Consider the following 15,762-nt stretch of genomic DNA (forward strand, 5'->3'; position numbering starts at 1 on the left):
ACGCCTGATGAAGGCAGCGAAGGCGCTGATTGGTTTTTATGAAGACAACACGGTTATCGCTGGAGGACGCTCGGCATCAAGCAACCAGAGCGCCCCCACAAGCCACTCAGGCCAGCACTTCCAGCCCCTTTTCCGCCACCAGATTCAGCAGCTTTAGCGAAGGGCCATTCGGTTTTTTCTGGCCTTGCTCCCACTTCTGCACCGTGGACACACTGGTATTCAGGTAGGCAGCAAATACGCCTTGGCTGGCGCGATTTCGGGTGCGGATCCTTCTGATCTGCACCGCCGTATACTCTTTCACAGGCGGCAGACAGAGCGCATCGAACTCACGGAGCGTCGCCTCTTTCATCACCCCCGCTTCGTGCAGATCTTTCGCCGATTCATGCACTGCGTCCAGGATTGACTTACTCATCACTCTGCACCTCAATTAACGCGCCACTCTTTATCGCTTTGGCCAGTGCCCTATCGCTATAGCTGAGCAGCTCTTTTGCCAAGCATTTCAAGGCCTTCAGTCCATCGGCGGATGATATTGGCGCGAGCGCTTTTAGCGAAGCCATAAACGAAGAAGGCCTTATCGCCAACCCTGTACGCCAGCAGGCGTCCTCATCCCACCACTTTTGCCTTGACCACCGACAGCCACACGCTTTTTCAGCACATGGCCACCCAAATTCGCATCAATCAGGCCACGTTCCATTTCATCAACCGCCGCAAGCAGCAGAGCGTAATTCAAGCCCTCTTTTGATGCCCACTTACTGAATGGCCTGTTCTTGAATATGCGCATCTCATACCCTTGCCTTTCTCGTCAAAGTGTAGCACCTGGTGCTACACACTGTCACACCACTATCATCACTCTAGTAGCAACAACAGGGCAGATAAATGGCCCATCCACCTTCCTCACACACCCCAAAGCGGTTAAATTTCGACCAGAAACACACAAAACAAAAGGCCCCGCGTATTTGCTCATTAAGCTAAATCAAGGACTTAAAAGTGGTGGGCAACATGGTGGGCAAAGCAAAAACCGCCATGCAAAAACACAGACAACCAATTGATTTTCAAGTATTTTTAACTTTTAACCAACAAACAGATCCAGAATATCGAGTAACGCTTTCATGTGGCGCCTCACTACTAAAAAAGCCGGCATGACGCCGGCTTTTTTAACGCTGCCTAACCGCTAGCCCTACACCTCCAGCCACTCCTTGCGCACGGCGTCATCGTTGCGCAGTTCATCCGGGGTGCCCTGGAAGACGATCTGGCCGTGGCCCATGACCAGGACACGGTGGGAGATATCCATGGCGATGGAGAGTTTCTGCTCCACCAGCAGGATAGAGACGCCGGCGTTGGCGATTTCCGAGATCAGGTCGGCGATCTGTTTGACGATGAGCGGGGCCAGGCCTTCGGTGGGTTCGTCGATCATGATCAGGGACGGGTCGCCCATCAGGGTGCGGGTCATGGCGAGCATCTGCTTTTCACCGCCGGACAGCACCCCCGCCGGTGAGTGTTCGCGGCGGGCCAGGTTGGGGAACATGTCGAGCATTTTTTCCACGGTCCACTTGCCGGGTTTGCTTGGGTTCTTCAGGCCCAGCTCCAGGTTTTGTCGCACCGTAAGAGAGGGGAAAATATCCCGGTCTTCCGGCACATAACCCAGGCCCAGCCGCGCAATCCGGTGATTGGGCCAGCCGGCAATTTCCGTACCCTGAAAACGGATGGAGCCCGTAGGCGGCACTTCCCCCATGATGGACTTCACCGTGGTGGATCGACCGACCCCGTTCCGCCCCAGCAATGACACCACTTCGCCTTCCTGCAGGGAAAAATTCACCCCCTGAAGAATATGGCTTTTACCGTAGTAGGCATGTAAATCCTGTACGTCCAACATCAGGCTGCCTCCTCACCCAGATAGGCTTCTTTCACCCTGGGGTCATTGCGAATCTGTTCCGGGGTGCCCGTGGCAATGATTTCGCCATAGACCAGTACCGAAATCCGGTCGGCCAGTTCGAACACCACGCCCATGTCGTGCTCCACAATCATCAAGGTGCGCCCGGCAGCCACCTTGCGGATCATGTCCACGGCCTGTTCGGTTTCGGTGTTGCTCATGCCGGCGGTGGGCTCATCCAGCAGCACCACCTGGGCATCGCAGGCGATGGTCATACCGATTTCCAGCGCCCGCTGGCTGGCATAGGGCAATGCCCCGGCCGGCACCTCGCGTAACGCTTGCAGGCCGATCAGTGTCAGCACTTCTTCGGCACGCTGATTGGCCTGACGGATGCCGGCGGCCGGCCGCCAGAAGACATATCCGGCCTTGCTGTTCTTCAGGCAGGCGCAACGCAAATTTTCAAACACGGACAAGTTGGTGAACACATTACTCACCTGAAACGAACGCGACAGGCCCAGCTGCTGGATCTTGTCCGGCGACAGACCATTAATGCGTGTGCCGTTCAACGCCATGTCACCACTGGAGGGCTGCAAGGCGCCGGACAGCAGATTAAAGAAGGTGGATTTACCGGCCCCGTTCGGGCCAATGATCGCGTGGATTTCACCACTGCTCACCTCCAGGTCCACACCCCGAATAATATCCGCCGAACCAAAACTTTTTCGTAATGCCTGGATCGATAGCGCTGTCATTATTCGCTCTCCCGCAGGGTTCGGGTGGCACGCATCAGCGTGATGCCACTGGCCACCAGCGCCACCACGGCGCCCCACTGCCACACACTGGTTTCATTCAATGTCATGCCAAAAAACTGGCTGATGCTGTCGCTGCCGTGACGCCAGTGGAACAACAGCTCCACAGCCAGTGACAACCCGGTGGCAATCAGCACCACTGCCGCTGCACCCGTCAGCCAGCCCGGCAGGCACGACGTCAGCAGGCCCTCGCGCCAGGCCACACGCACCTGCTCGATGCCACCGGCCAGACCGCGCGGGGCGAACATGACAATGCTCAGGAAAATCAGCCCCACATACAGGATGGAAGCATCGGTGTAGTCGCTCAGCATGGAGTTGATCAGGGTGACCACGATGGCACCCACGATCGGGCCATAGAACACACCCAGCCCCCCCACCGCCGCCATTAACAGCGCCATGCCGGAAGGAATCAGACCTAACGATTCCGGGGTAATGATTTCATAGTTCACCGCCGCCATGCCGCCAGCCAGGCCACCAAAGGAACCGGAAGCGATAAAGATCAGATAGCGAATATTGCGCGGTTGGTAACCGATAAAGGCCATCCGGTCCGGGTTGTCACGCACCGCATTAGACATGCGCCCCAGCGGCGTGCGGGTAAAGGCCCACATGGCAGCCACCGCCACCAGGGTCCAGAAGGCAATAAATCCGTACACATCCCGGGCACTGGACAATTCCAGCCCGAACCACTGCGGCCCGACCATGCGATTGGCAAAAATACCGGCTTCGCCGCCAAACAGGGACGGGAACATTTGCCCGGCTGCTGCCACCAATTCCCCTAGGCCCAACGTGATCATGGCAAAGGCGGTACCGGCGCGGCGGCAGAACGGCCAACCGATCACCAGCGCCACCAGCCCACCGGCGATCATGCCCACCAACGGCATACTCACTACCGGGATATGCGCCCAGAAACCTTCACCGGTATAGCTCGCTTCATCGATGGCATTCATGGCATGCATGGCCGCATAACTGCCCATGCCGAAGAACACCGCATGCCCAAACGACAGCATGCCGCCCTGCCCCAACAGCATGTTGTAGGACATGGCGAACACGATATTGATACCGATCACATTCATCAGGGTGAAGGCGGTGCCGCCTTCGAATAAAAACGGTAACACCGCCATGACTGCCAAGCTGATCACCCAGGGCATCAGCGAACGCCAGGGCATGGACGGAGATGATGTTGCCACTGCAGTTGCTTCACTCATGGCTCAAGCTCCCCCATCAAACCGCGTGGGCGGAAAATCAGAATCAGTACCAGCAGAATAAAGGGCGTCATTGGCGCCAAGCTGGCCAGAGTAATACCCGTGATTTCTCCGTAGGGATCCACGTTCATGCCAATGCCGTTGAGCAGATCGCCCACGGAGGCATTCATGGCCACAAAGAAAGTCTGGATCAGGCCGATCAACAAGGACGCATAGAACGCTCCCAACAGGGACCCCATGCCGCCCACAACCACCACCACAAAGACGATAGGCCCAAGGCTTTCTGCCATGCCCGGTTCGGTGGCCAGCAATGGCCCGCCCATCACCCCGGCCAGGCCGGCCAGGGCACAACCAAACCCGAACACACCCATAAACAAACGCGGCACGTTATGGCCCAGATGGCCCACCATATTCCCGTGGGTTAACGAGGCCCGCACCATCAGGCCGACGCGGGTTTTCTTGAGCAGGTACCAGAGCGCCACCAGCATCAGCGCGGAAATCAGGATCACCCCGCCCCGGAAAATCGAATAATCCGTACCCATCAGGGTGAACAGCGGCTCGCGCAGGTAAGCCGGCTCACGGTACGCCACGGATACCGGCCCCCAGATCAACTGCACCAGCTCGTTGATCACATAGGCCAGGCCAAAGGTAAATAACAATTCGGCCACGTGGCCGTTTTCATGGACGCGGCGCAGGCCGTATTTTTCAACCAACGCGCCCAACAGCCCCACGACCAGAGGCGCCAGAAACAGGGCCGGCCAGAAGCCCACCACCATCCCCAGGCTGTAGGCCACATAGGCACCAAGCATATAAAAACTGGCATGGGCGAAATTGAGCACGCCCATCATGGAAAAAATCAGCGTTAAACCGCTGGACAGCATGAACAGCAACAAGCCGTACAAAATGCCGTTCAGCGTGGAAAAAATAATAATTTCGAGCATGCAAAAGCTCCTGAAGCAGCCGCGGAATGCAGCTGCTTCGACTCAATCCAACAAGATCAATCCATTGCGCGTTGTCCGGCGTTTATTTCGGACGACGCATGCGGCAAGTGGTAGGCAGCGTGACGTCATCACGTTCGATCCGCGCCACTTTGTGGAAATTGAACTCGGTGCCTTCGGCGCCGTATTTCATGCCGTCATCCATCACCGAGATAAACATGGGCAACTGGATCTGGTGATCTTCCGCACGCATCACCAGCTCGCCAGTGGTGCTGGTCAGCGTCATCCCTTCCAGCGCTTTGGCAATGACCACCGGGTTTACGCTTTTCTCCTGGTCAGCGGCTTTCTTGAGCATGTCCAGCATGTTGCTCAAACGCAGATAGTAGAAATCCCAGTTGGCTTTTTTGTATAAATCGACTTGGCGCTGCGCCATTTCCGGGTCTTCAAAATCGCCGTAGTACTCATTGATCTGATACAGGCGGTCCACGCCTTTTTCACCCAGCTGGGTGGCCACGCCAGAGCTGGCGCCGTAGTAGGTAAAGAAAGGCGCATCCAGACCAAAGTCTGCTGCTGCTTTCACCAGCAACGTCATGTCCTGGCCCCAGTTACCGGTAATCACCGCGTCGGCACCGGATGCCTGTATTTTGGAAATGTACGGCGTGAAATCCTTCACTTTTGCCAGCGGATGAAAGTCATTGCCGACCACTTCGATGTCCGGGCGCTTTTCTTTCAGCATCTTGCGGGCCTGCGCGGAAACAGAGCGGCCATGGCTGTAATCCTGATTAATCAGGTAAACCTTTTTTATCTCTTTCTGGCCGGCCAGATAATCGGTCAGCGCGTTCATCTTCATGTCGGAATTGGCATCGAAACGAAAATGCCAGAATGAACAACGCTCATTAGTAAAGACCGGGTCCACCGCCGCGTAGTTGAGGAACAGGCGCTCGTCACCCGGGTTGCGGCGGTTATGCTTTTCGATACCGGCGATCAGTGCCGAGGCCACCGAGGAACCATTGCCCTGGGTAATAAAATCCACGCCGTTATCCATGGCTTTCTGCAACTGAACCAGGCTTTCCTGGGGGCTTAGCTTGTTGTCCAGGCCGACGATTTCGACCGGGTGACCATTCATGCCGCCGTTGGCATTGATTCGCTCAGCGGCAAATTTCAGGTGCTCATAGGCAGGCTGACCCGCTGATGCCATGGGCCCACTGAGTGGATCAATCAATGCAATTTTTACCGGCTCTGCAGCCTGGGCCGCAGTGGCCAGCAGCAGCGTTGATACCACGGCGGCCAGAAACGTTTTCATCATGTTGCTCTCCCTGTTTGTTGTTATTGCCATCACGCCAATGGCGCCATGGCAATGCGCACACGCTTGTCTTTTTTATGCGTTATTGCTGCCAATAACGGTGTTTATCTTTTCTTTTTTCCAGGAGGCGAAACAAAATATCCCGCCATCTCTTTTCACATACCAACGAGTATGTATCAGCCATTTTCCTGCTGTCTACCGGCTGACTCAGGGAATTTCGAACTATTTTTTATTTTTTGAAAAATCGACCAAGCCCACCCATAACCCGATGATTCTATTAAGAAATTGAGATTTTTTGTGGATAGAAAGAAGAATAGCGCAGCCGCGCCATATACAAATTTGGCTATTTAGTTTCCCTTTTAGGGCGTAAAAAGACGGCACCATGAACAGGGTTAATACGGCCCTATTTATGAGTGCAATTCTGTAGAAAATTTAAAACGAACGTTTAAATTTTTAGTGTAACTAAACCACACACTTTTCTGCGTCGCGCGATCCATCTCATACAACGATCAATATTTCAGTACGCGGAATGGGGACGGAAAAAAAGGGAATAGGCATCGAAAATGCCGCTCACCAACACAAAAGACGGGAAGTAAAAACGCAGCAACGATAAGGAAGGGGTCGGCTTGAGGGGCCCTCAAACCGACGAAGAGAATCTCACCTGACAGATCAGTCCTGATCCGTCAGCGCGCCTTCGCTGGCGGAGCCGACCAGCCGTGCGTATTTGGCCAACACGCCACGAGTATAGCGTGGTGCCGGTTGCTTCCAATTGGCTCGCCGGCGTGCCAGCTCCGCATCGGAGAGATCCACAACCAGGGTGTTATCCTGCGCATCAATGGTGATCAGGTCGCCGTCTTCCAGTAGCGCCAGCGGGCCGCCATCGAACGCTTCCGGGGTCACGTGGCCGACCACAAAACCATGACTGCCGCCGGAGAAGCGGCCATCGGTGATCAGCGCCACCTCATTGCCCAGGCCGCGCCCCATGATGGCAGAGGTGGGGGTGAGCATTTCACGCATGCCCGGCCCACCGCGGGGGCCTTCATAGCGAATCACTACCACGTCGCCAGACACCACTGTGCCGTCGTTAATCCGTTGCTGGGCTTCTTCTTCGGAACCGAACACCCGTGCCGGCCCGGAAAAATGAGTACCTTCCTTACCGGTGATTTTTGCTACCGCGCCGTCCGGCGCCAGGTTGCCATAGAGAATGCGCAGGTGACTTTCCGCTTTCAGAGGCTCGGACAGGGGCGCAATGATGGATTGATCCAGGGGATAGGGCGCCACATCGGCCAGGTTTTCCGCCAGCGTTCGGCCGGTCACCGTCAGGCAATCGCCCTGCAATAATCCGGCCTCCAGCAGTATTTTCATCAGCGGCTGAATACCGCCAATGGCCACCAGTTCGCTCATCATGTAGTGGCCACTGGGGCGCAGGTCCGCCAGCACCGGCACCCGCTTGCCGATTTCGGTGAAGTCATCCAGTGACAGCGCCACGCCCACGGTGCGCGCCATGGCGATCAGGTGCAGCACCGCATTGGTGGAGCCGCCCAGAGCAATCACCACGGTGATGGCATTCTCGAACGCCGCGCGGGTCATGATGTCGGACGGTTTGATGTCCTGTTCCAGCAGTTTTAATACAGCGGCGCCGGCCCGCACGCAATCTTCCCGCTTTTCCTCGGACACCGCGTTCTGTGCCGAGCTGCCGGGCAGGCTCATGCCCAGCGCTTCGATGGCCGAGGCCATGGTGTTGGCGGTGTACATGCCGCCACAGGAGCCCGGGCCGGGGATGGCGGTTTCTTCAATCTGCTTGAGCTCGATCAGATCCATGTCGCCCCGGGAATGGGCGCCCATGGCTTCGAACACGGAGACAATATCGGTGTGCCCCTTGCCGGGCATGATGGTGCCGCCGTAGACGAACACACTGGGGCGATTCAGCCGCGCCATGCCCATCAGGCAACCGGGCATGTTCTTGTCGCAGCCGCCCAGGGTCACCAGGCCGTCAAACCCTTCACAGGCCGCCACGGTTTCAATGGAGTCGGCAATCACCTCGCGGGAGACCAGCGAATACTTCATCCCTTCGGTGCCGTTGGCGATGCCATCGGAAATAGTGATGGTGTTAAAAATCACGCCCTTGCCGCCGGCCGCATCAGCCCCTTCGCAGGCCTTGTCGGCCAGCTCACCAATGTGGCTGTTGCAGGGTGTCACCTGGCTCCAGGTGGACGCGATCCCCACCTGAGGTTTGTGGAAATCCTCATCGGTAAATCCCACCGCCCGCAGCATGGCCCGGCTGGCGGATTTACCGGGGCCATCAACGACCTTTGCTGAATGGCGGCGACGCGGATCGTCCTTTGAGTCACTCATAGTTTCTCCTGATTTTTCAGTTTGGGCGCCGCGGAAGAACGCCTTAACGCTTCACTGCCAGCACGGCAAAGGTGTCGCCAATGTCTACCCGGGCCGGGTGACGGCGACCAATCAACATGCCTGCAAACGGCGCCCGATAATCCACCGGTGGCTGGCCGGTACGGTCAAGGCTATGCACGCGGGCAAGCACCTCGCCCTGCTGCACCCAGTCGCCCAGCGCCACCGCAAATTCCAGCAAGCCGCGATGCTCGCTGACACGGTAATAGTCTGCGCTGGGGATCTCCAGCGCCTGCGAAGACACCGGCAACGGGTCGCCGGGCAGAATGCCGGCAAAGCGTAACACGTTGCCCACGCCCTGCTCTGCCAGCGCCACGGTATCCGGGGTAGTCGTGCCGCCGCCGCGCAGCTCGGTGCTGATGAACACCCGGCCCTGGGCTTCTACCACGCTGTCGAACAGAGCCGCCTCCTCCAGCTCCGCCATAAACAGGGTGTAAGGCGCCCCAAACGCCTCCGCCCCGGCCAAGCAGCGCGCCCCAAAGTCCTCATCGGCAAGGCGATGGGTGGCCGCAAAAGGCAACAGGTCCAGCGTGCGTCCACCGGAGTGCATATCCAGCACCACGTCGGCCAGCGGCACCAGATAACGAGTGAAGTAATCGGCGATTTTTTCGGTGAGGGTGCCGGCAGGGTTGCCCGGAAAGGCCCGGTTCAGGTTGCCGCCATCCAGCGGGGAGGTGCGCGTGCCGTTTTGCACCGCCGGGTGATTCATCATCGGCACAATGATCACCCGGCCACAGATATCACTCGCCTGCAGCCGGTTGGCCAGCTTGAGCAGGGCGGTGATGCCTTCGTATTCATCGCCGTGGTTGCCCCCGGTCAGCAGCGCAGTGGGCCCTTCGCCGTTGCGGATCACCGTCACCGGGATCATCACATTGCCCCAGGCGGACTGATCGTGGGAATAAGGCAGTTTGAGGAAACCGTGCTGTACGCCGTCCTGGTGGAAATCCACCGTGGCGCTGATCGCGCTGTCCTGCATAGTGAGTCCGTTGTCTCCGGGTCAGGGTGCATATGACGCACCCGGGTCTTTACGCCTATAATGCGCGCTTTACCGGGATCGCGAACAGGACATTCTCTTTATGGCCGACAAAGGCACGCTGTACATCATTTCCGCCCCGTCCGGCGCCGGCAAGACCAGCCTGGTGGCCGCCCTGGTCGACAAGCTTGCCCGGGTCCGCATTTCCGTCTCGCACACCACCCGCGCCATGCGCCCCGGTGAGGAAGACGGCGTGAACTACCATTTCACCGACCGTGACAGCTTTGTCCGTCAGGTGGAACAGGGCCGTTTTCTCGAGCATGCTGAAGTGTTCGGCAACCTTTACGGCACCAGCGCCGACTGGGTCGCCCAGACCCTGCGCGGCGGCGATGATGTAATTCTGGAGATCGACTGGCAAGGCGCCACCCAGATTCGCAAACAGCTGCCGGATGCGGTGAGCATCTTCATCCTGCCGCCCTCGCTGGAGATTCTGGCCGACCGCCTGCGGGGCCGCGAAACCGACGACGAAACCGTGATCCAGCAGCGCCTGGACGGCGCCCAGGACGAAATGAGCCACTACGGCGAGTTCGACTATCTGGTGGTCAACGATGATTTCCAGCGCGCCCTGTATGAGCTGGAAGCCATCGTCGAGGCTCGCCGGCTGGTGACTAGCCGGCAGTCTGCCCGCCAAGCCGCTACCCTGCAGAACCTGCTCGCGCCACGCTGATCGCCGCCGTCGGGGCCGGCCCCGGCACCGCCGTTCGGCGGCTGGCACTGGACTTGCCCTGCCCTCAGCCCGTAAAATCGCCTCCTTGCGAATTATCAGGCGGTGCAGGTTCATGTCGAACCGGCCCCGTCAGCTTGTCAGGAGAGCAGCATGGCACGAGTTACCGTAGAAGATTGCCTGGAAAAACTGGATAACCGCTTTGAGCTGGTACTGGTTGCCGGCAAGCGCGCCCATCAATTGCAGAGCGGCGGTAAAGAGCCACGTGTAGCCTGGGAAAACGACAAACCCACCGTTGTTGCCCTGCGTGAAATCGCAGAAGGCCACGTGACGGCTGAATCCGTGGACAACCCCATCGCGGACCGCAGCGCTGACGTGGACGAGCTGGCCCTGCTGACCCAGTCTTTCGGCGAGTAATTGCCGGTTCCCGCTTTCACCGCAAGGTGAAAAATGGACAGAAAAACGGAGAGGCCCACGCCTTTCCGTTTTTTTTTGCGAATTCGCGAGACACGCCGCCGCGCAGCGGATTCTACAAACCCGAAACAGCCCCCCATGATTGGCGCATCAGCATGGTGTTGAGCTATACAGCCCTCCAGGCGCCGGGATTGTCAGCGGCCGGCACCCAGTGCCTGTCCCCCATCGCTTTCTCCCAGCCAAACAATCGTCTGTGCCTATCTCCTTGTCATAGACAAATCCTGCCCTCAAATCTAAGCTAAGAGTCATCTTCGAACCTGCTACTCGCCAAGGGCGTGACGAGGCCTTTTGCCCACCATCCATAATCTGGAAAAACGGTTACGCAGTTACCTGGACGATGATCAGATCGCCCAGGTCGTACACGCTTACCATTTTGCCGAGCAAGCACACGAAGGCCAGTACCGCCGCACCGGGGATCCGTACATCACTCACCCGCTGGCGGTGGCCAACATCCTCACCGACATGCACATGGACCATGCCTCGCTCATGGCCGCCATGCTGCACGATGTGATCGAGGACACCGGCTTCAGTAAAGAGCAGCTGGCCAACGAATTCAGCGAGGAGGTGGCCGAGCTGGTGGACGGCGTTTCCAAGATCGCCCAGATCAAGTTCGAATCGAAAGCGGAGCAGCAGGCGGAAAACCTGCGCAAGATGATGCTGGCCATGACCCGGGACATCCGCGTCATCCTCATCAAGCTGGCTGACCGCCTGCACAACATGCGCACCCTGCATGTAATGCGCGCCGAAAAGCGTCGCCGCATTGCCACCGAAACCCTGGAACTGTACGCCCCCATCGCCTTCCGGCTGGGCATGTACAACATGCGGGTGGAATACGAGGATCTGGCCTTTCACGCCATCTACCCCATGCGCGCCAAGCTGATTGGCCAGGCCGTCAAGAAAGCCCGTGGCAACCGCAAGGAAATCCTCACCACCATCAAGACCAGCCTGGAACACTGCCTGGAAGAAGAAGGTATCGAAGCCCGGGTACTGGGCCGCGAAAAGCACCTCTACAGCATCTACACCAAGATGAAGGAGCAACACAAACCCTTCTCCGACATCATGGATGTGTTCGGCTTCCGCATCATCGTGGACCGGGTCGACACCTGCTACCGCGTGCTCGGCGCCACCCATAACTATTTCACCCCCATTCCCGGCCGCTTCAAGGACTACATCGCCATTCCCAAGGCCAATGGCTACCAGTCCCTGCATACCACGCTGAAGGCCCGCTCCGGTATTCCCCTGGAAATGCAGATTCGCACCGAAGAAATGGAGGCCATGGCCAACAACGGCATCGCCGCCCACTGGCTGTACAAGTCCGATGACGAACCCGGCTCGCCCACCCACAGCCGCACCCAGAGCTGGATGCAGCGGCTGCTGGAGCTGCAGCAAAAAGCCGGCAACTCCATGGAGTTCATCGAGAACGTGAAGGTGGACCTGTTCCCGGACGAAGCCTATGTGTTCACCCCCAAAGGCGACATCAAGGAACTGCCCGGTGGCGCCACCGCCGTGGACTTTGCCTACGCGGTGCACACCAAGGTGGGCAACAAGTGCGTGGCGGCGCGCATCGATGGCAAGCTGGCGGCGCTTTCAACGCCCCTGGAGTCCGGCCAGACGGTGAAAATCATCACCGCCCCCAACGCCACCCCGAACCCGGCCTGGCTGAACTTCGTAGTCACCGGCAAGGCGCGCACCAACATTCGCCACTTCCTCAAACACCAACGCCGCGAAGACGCGGTGGAGCTGGGCGAGCGGCTGCTGGCCAAGGCCCTGCACTCTTACGACATGGGCCTGGACGACCTGCCCATTGAGCGGGTAGTCAGCGAGCTGGCCGGTAACGGCTATCTGGAGCTGGACGATCTGCTGGAAGACATCGGCATGGGCAACCGCCTGGCGCCGCTGGTGGCGCGCAAACTGGCCGGCGCCCGCGATGACGACGAGCGCCAGCACGAAGACGATCGCCGGCCGCTGGCCATCCGCGGCAGCGAAGGCCTGATGGTCAGCTACGCCAAATGCTGCTGCCCGCTGCCTGGCGACACCATCATCGGGCACCTGAGTGCCGGGCGCGGCATCGTGGTCCACCGCGATACCTGCAAGAACCTGCTGGCGGAAATGCGCAACGCTCCGGAAAAATGCATCGCGCTAAGCTGGGACAAACAGGTAGAGCAGGAATTCACCGCCGCCCTGCGCATCGAGCTGATCAACAAGCGCGGCGTACTCGCCACCCTCGCCAACAGCGTGTCGGAACTGGGCTCCAACATCGACACCATCGACATGGCCGAGAAAGACCCCACCCTCACCATCCTTAACGTGACCATGACGGTGAAAGACCGCATCCACTTGGCACGCATCATCAAGAAGCTGCGCACCCTGGATAGCATCGTCCGTATTCACCGGCTTTAAGAAAACCGCCACTTCTTTAGCCGGCAGCGCGGGGGATTGCCTCCCCCTATTGAGCAAACCCCGCCTGAAAAGCTCCCTCCCTCCTAGACTGGCCACCCAGGCCAACGGGTAGCAAAGGACACGCGCACCCCTCCCTGCGCCGTCGGCACCAGCAAACGGTTTTCGATACGGCTTCCACTGACTTCCAGTAACCCCATATTGCTGCTGGGCTCAATCAGGTTCGGGGCGACGACATTGGCTATTGCCTGCTGCACCGAGGATGGCACCCCCCTGCGGTTCATCAGCGCGTACCGCTCGGTAATGTGTGGGCCGCCCATGTTAGTGGGCAACGCCTGTCCCGCTGCTGCCAGGTAAGAGGTTGCCCCATTCCGCCACCAACGCAGTTCATGGGGCCCTCCCTGCCCCCTCACGTTTCGTTGTAATAGCTCAAGCAGTCGCCCCATCGTGCCTCTGGTCTCGTTGCGCGAGGCGCTGCTGGTGAACTGGGCAATACGCAAACGCCGCCCGCCTACACTCACCGACGACGCTACCGAAAAACCATAGTGCACATCTCCAGCCAACAAAACGGCCCGACTGGCCCCCGTAGCCGCCAGGGACTGCAACAAATCCAGATGACTGTTTGGGTCCGCATGAAAGGATTCATTATCCACCGCCGCCGCACGAATCAAGGCCAGCTCATCCACTTGCTGCAATGCCACCTGGAAAGTGACGCCCAGCCAGGCTTGCAGAGCATCAATGGCCGCTTGCCACTGCGCGGCTAGCTGATCATTGACCAGCGCCAGAAGCGTGGCGATGCCGGAGGCGTCCTCAAGCATTTCGCCCACATCCCGACTCAACTGGACTCGCCACTGCTCCAGCTGATCAATGTATCGGTGCACGGCACGATACATTGCCAGGCGACGCGCTTCCTCCCGCAACCGCTGCGTCATCAGGCCCGCCATGCTGGACAGCGCACTGGCCATGGCTCGCAGGCGCGCCAGCCAGCGCTGCATTTGCTGTAGCCATTGGCGCATCCATTCGAACGGCAGCATCATTTCATCCAGCGCCTGCACCAGAGGCAAAAGTTGACGGATTTGCTGTTCCAGCCAGCGGCGCAATTCGCCAATCTGGTCTACCCCCACATCCTGAACCCATTCCAGTGACCCCAGGCCATAAGCCGGCGTCGGCACCACCACAATGACGGGCAAATTATTGCCCGCGGACTGTGACTGGCCGAGCAATGAGCGAAAATGGTTACGTTCAGGCCGGTTCATCAGCCTTGGCGCATCGGACACATCCCGACGCTCCCAGCGCGCTTCGCCCGACTCGCCCCTGGCGATGCGCTGATCATTTCGGGTGTGGCCGCGACGGGTGCGCAGATTGGCAAACACCACCGAAGGATTACCCGGTGTACGGAAGGCCCAGTCATGAAAGTTAAGGTAACTTTGCTCCAGGGCATTGCCGTTACCACGCAGGTAGCGGGGAATCGCCTCCCTCATCGTACGTTCAGAAAATCGGCCAGGCTCGTTCCCCCATGCCTGAAACAACCAGTAGGCGGCCAGCCCGTTGGACAGAATCCGCTTTCCTGTCGCGTTCCGCCTCACCTTGTTTTCCCAGGTACGATTGAGATTCCAGTCGTCCGTTACTTCATGGTCATCAAAAATCATGTAGGTGGGAATATTGGCCAAGCTACGCCGGGCAGATCGGGCGGTACGCTTGAACGCTTCCACCCGCTGCCGCTCACGCCCAATTTCTTCCATGCGCGAGAGTATCTCGTCCTGCGAGGAGGGCGGTTCATGCAATTGGCTCAGGACCTGCGATACCGAAGGCATCGAAAGTCCGCCGTTCAACCCCTGCCAAAGATTCGGATTCCACGCCAGCACATAGGTGGATACAAACTCCCCGAAGGTCAGCAGATGGTTCGCAGCATGACCGCTGGTAAGATCGGCCACATCCTTGGTGACGCTCTGACGTTCTCCAATGGCCAGTGAAGCAGGATTACTGATACCCGGTAGCTGTTCATTATTGGTCACCAACTGACCGGCCAACGCCTGGATAAGCCGAATCATGGTATCCGGCACATCATCGGCATAGATCTGGTCCCCGCCCAGCAACAAGGCGGTGGGGCGATTACGCACATCTCCACCCTGGAGGTTAAGCTGCTGCTCGGCAGCCAACATACCGTCGCGGCCATGGCCATGGGCCTTTCGGCAACTGCCATAAAGCGCGCGAAAACGCCCGGCGCGGCCATCACCCACCAGCACCGTGGGCATATCAAAATGGCTCAGCAGCAAGTCACCATAGCCATCAAGGTCAGAGAGCCCCTTTGTACCATCGCCCTCCCCCTGCCAACGAATGTCATAGGCGAGCGGCTTGTCCGTGGGCAAGGCAATCGATGGCGACAGCGTATGCGGTATGGGGCTTTCTGTTGCATCCGCAACTACCGCTGCCGATGCGGCAATAAGGTAAACATGCAGATTCTGCCCAGCCTGCACATGATAGTAGCCGGACCAGAGCGCCAGCGGGGTTGAGAGACGGCGCCAGCGCCCCCTTTGTGCTTTCTCGTGGGGGTAAACCAGGCAGCGGGGATTATCCAGCGGTTCTTTCGTGGCCAGCCAGACCCACAGTGCGTTTTCGGATGTAGCGCGCACGATGGGCCCAGCAATGATTTGCTGAGCCAT

Annotated in this window: 15 protein-coding genes; 4 read left to right on the top strand and 11 right to left on the bottom strand. The window is 58.6% G+C overall.

Annotated features, from left to right (window positions below):
- Positions 1-106: 106 nt before the first annotated feature.
- The 3 genes from ADG881_RS09620 to ADG881_RS09625 are packed head-to-tail and all read right to left on the bottom strand — an operon-like array spanning position 107 to position 781.
- Entirely contained in the window at positions 107-412 is a 306-nt protein-coding gene (locus tag ADG881_RS09620; RefSeq protein ID WP_039926534.1) for a DNA-binding transcriptional regulator, read from the bottom strand.
- Positions 413-468: 56 nt separating this feature from the next.
- The gene (locus tag ADG881_RS17875; RefSeq protein WP_369699530.1) at positions 469-597 is read right to left on the bottom strand and encodes a type II toxin-antitoxin system RelE/ParE family toxin; all 129 of its coding nucleotides are present in this window, start codon (positions 595-597) and stop codon (positions 469-471) included.
- Positions 572-781, bottom strand: a complete 210-nt coding sequence (locus ADG881_RS09625; RefSeq protein WP_255343010.1) for a type II toxin-antitoxin system RelE/ParE family toxin — start codon at positions 779-781, stop codon at positions 572-574. Before ADG881_RS09625 ends, ADG881_RS17875 begins: the two co-directional genes overlap by 26 nt.
- 206 nt (positions 782-987) lie before the next feature.
- Here ADG881_RS09625 and ADG881_RS17555 point away from each other — a divergent pair, with 206 nt between their 5' ends.
- Positions 988-1,143 carry a hypothetical protein gene (locus tag ADG881_RS17555; RefSeq protein ID WP_156790382.1) on the top strand — a complete coding sequence of 52 codons (156 nt, stop codon included), beginning with the start codon at positions 988-990 and terminating at the stop codon, positions 1,141-1,143.
- A 34-nt stretch (positions 1,144-1,177) separates the two neighbouring features.
- Here the strand turns inward: ADG881_RS17555 and ADG881_RS09630 are convergent, their stop codons facing one another.
- From ADG881_RS09630 to doeB, 7 genes are all read right to left on the bottom strand, one after another.
- A complete protein-coding gene (locus ADG881_RS09630; protein WP_007150817.1) occupies positions 1,178-1,873 on the bottom strand; it encodes an ABC transporter ATP-binding protein in 696 nt (231 codons plus the stop codon).
- Complete coding sequence (locus tag ADG881_RS09635; protein ID WP_007150040.1) at positions 1,873-2,619, bottom strand: ABC transporter ATP-binding protein; 747 nt, start codon at positions 2,617-2,619, stop codon at positions 1,873-1,875. Before ADG881_RS09635 ends, ADG881_RS09630 begins: the two co-directional genes overlap by 1 nt.
- Entirely contained in the window at positions 2,619-3,881 is a 1,263-nt protein-coding gene (locus ADG881_RS09640; protein WP_039926537.1) for a branched-chain amino acid ABC transporter permease, read from the bottom strand. Before ADG881_RS09640 ends, ADG881_RS09635 begins: the two co-directional genes overlap by 1 nt.
- Complete coding sequence (locus tag ADG881_RS09645) at positions 3,878-4,819, bottom strand: branched-chain amino acid ABC transporter permease (protein ID WP_007150349.1); 942 nt, start codon at positions 4,817-4,819, stop codon at positions 3,878-3,880. Before ADG881_RS09645 ends, ADG881_RS09640 begins: the two co-directional genes overlap by 4 nt.
- An 82-nt stretch (positions 4,820-4,901) precedes the next feature.
- Positions 4,902-6,122: a branched-chain amino acid ABC transporter substrate-binding protein gene (locus tag ADG881_RS09650; RefSeq protein ID WP_039926539.1), complete on the bottom strand. Its 1,221-nt coding sequence runs from the start codon at positions 6,120-6,122 to the stop codon at positions 4,902-4,904.
- Positions 6,123-6,788: 666 nt separating this feature from the next.
- The gene (gene ilvD, locus ADG881_RS09655) at positions 6,789-8,474 is read right to left on the bottom strand and encodes a dihydroxy-acid dehydratase (RefSeq protein WP_007151516.1); all 1,686 of its coding nucleotides are present in this window, start codon (positions 8,472-8,474) and stop codon (positions 6,789-6,791) included.
- Positions 8,475-8,517: 43 nt separating this feature from the next.
- The gene (gene doeB, locus ADG881_RS09660) at positions 8,518-9,507 is read right to left on the bottom strand and encodes a N(2)-acetyl-L-2,4-diaminobutanoate deacetylase DoeB (RefSeq protein WP_007148679.1); all 990 of its coding nucleotides are present in this window, start codon (positions 9,505-9,507) and stop codon (positions 8,518-8,520) included.
- Between the two features lie 100 nt (positions 9,508-9,607).
- Here doeB and gmk point away from each other — a divergent pair, with 100 nt between their 5' ends.
- From gmk to spoT, 3 genes are all read left to right on the top strand, one after another.
- Positions 9,608-10,231, top strand: a complete 624-nt coding sequence (gmk, locus tag ADG881_RS09665; RefSeq protein ID WP_007150023.1) for a guanylate kinase — start codon at positions 9,608-9,610, stop codon at positions 10,229-10,231.
- Positions 10,232-10,381: 150 nt separating this feature from the next.
- The gene (rpoZ, locus tag ADG881_RS09670; protein WP_007149241.1) at positions 10,382-10,645 is read left to right on the top strand and encodes a DNA-directed RNA polymerase subunit omega; all 264 of its coding nucleotides are present in this window, start codon (positions 10,382-10,384) and stop codon (positions 10,643-10,645) included.
- 345 nt (positions 10,646-10,990) lie between these two features.
- Positions 10,991-13,102 carry a bifunctional GTP diphosphokinase/guanosine-3',5'-bis pyrophosphate 3'-pyrophosphohydrolase gene (gene spoT / locus ADG881_RS09675; RefSeq protein ID WP_007151387.1) on the top strand — a complete coding sequence of 704 codons (2,112 nt, stop codon included), beginning with the start codon at positions 10,991-10,993 and terminating at the stop codon, positions 13,100-13,102.
- Positions 13,103-13,185: 83 nt separating this feature from the next.
- Here spoT and ADG881_RS09680 read toward each other — a convergent pair whose 3' ends face one another.
- Positions 13,186-15,762: a hypothetical protein gene (locus ADG881_RS09680; protein ID WP_007149444.1), complete on the bottom strand. Its 2,577-nt coding sequence runs from the start codon at positions 15,760-15,762 to the stop codon at positions 13,186-13,188.

It is taken from the genome of Alcanivorax sp. DG881 (assembly GCF_000155615.1).
Taxonomy (GTDB): Bacteria; Pseudomonadota; Gammaproteobacteria; order Pseudomonadales; family Alcanivoracaceae; genus Alcanivorax.

Bases quoted from the DNA above. Each gene is read 5' to 3' on its own strand.
- gmk (WP_007150023.1), top strand. From the start codon at position 9,608: ATGGCCGACAAAGGCACGCTGTACATCATTTCCGCCCCGTCCGGCGCC.
- ADG881_RS09640 (WP_039926537.1), bottom strand. From the start codon at position 3,881: ATGAGTGAAGCAACTGCAGTGGCAACATCATCTCCGTCCATGCCCTGG.
- ADG881_RS09680 (WP_007149444.1), bottom strand. From the start codon at position 15,762: ATGGCTCAGCAAATCATTGCTGGGCCCATCGTGCGCGCTACATCCGAA.
- ADG881_RS09630 (WP_007150817.1), bottom strand. From the start codon at position 1,873: ATGTTGGACGTACAGGATTTACATGCCTACTACGGTAAAAGCCATATT.
- rpoZ (WP_007149241.1), top strand. From the start codon at position 10,382: ATGGCACGAGTTACCGTAGAAGATTGCCTGGAAAAACTGGATAACCGC.
- ilvD (WP_007151516.1), bottom strand. From the start codon at position 8,474: ATGAGTGACTCAAAGGACGATCCGCGTCGCCGCCATTCAGCAAAGGTC.
- ADG881_RS09635 (WP_007150040.1), bottom strand. From the start codon at position 2,619: ATGACAGCGCTATCGATCCAGGCATTACGAAAAAGTTTTGGTTCGGCG.
- ADG881_RS09620 (WP_039926534.1), bottom strand. From the start codon at position 412: ATGAGTAAGTCAATCCTGGACGCAGTGCATGAATCGGCGAAAGATCTG.
- doeB (WP_007148679.1), bottom strand. From the start codon at position 9,507: ATGCAGGACAGCGCGATCAGCGCCACGGTGGATTTCCACCAGGACGGC.
- ADG881_RS09650 (WP_039926539.1), bottom strand. From the start codon at position 6,122: ATGATGAAAACGTTTCTGGCCGCCGTGGTATCAACGCTGCTGCTGGCC.
- ADG881_RS09645 (WP_007150349.1), bottom strand. From the start codon at position 4,819: ATGCTCGAAATTATTATTTTTTCCACGCTGAACGGCATTTTGTACGGC.
- ADG881_RS09625 (WP_255343010.1), bottom strand. From the start codon at position 781: ATGCGCATATTCAAGAACAGGCCATTCAGTAAGTGGGCATCAAAAGAG.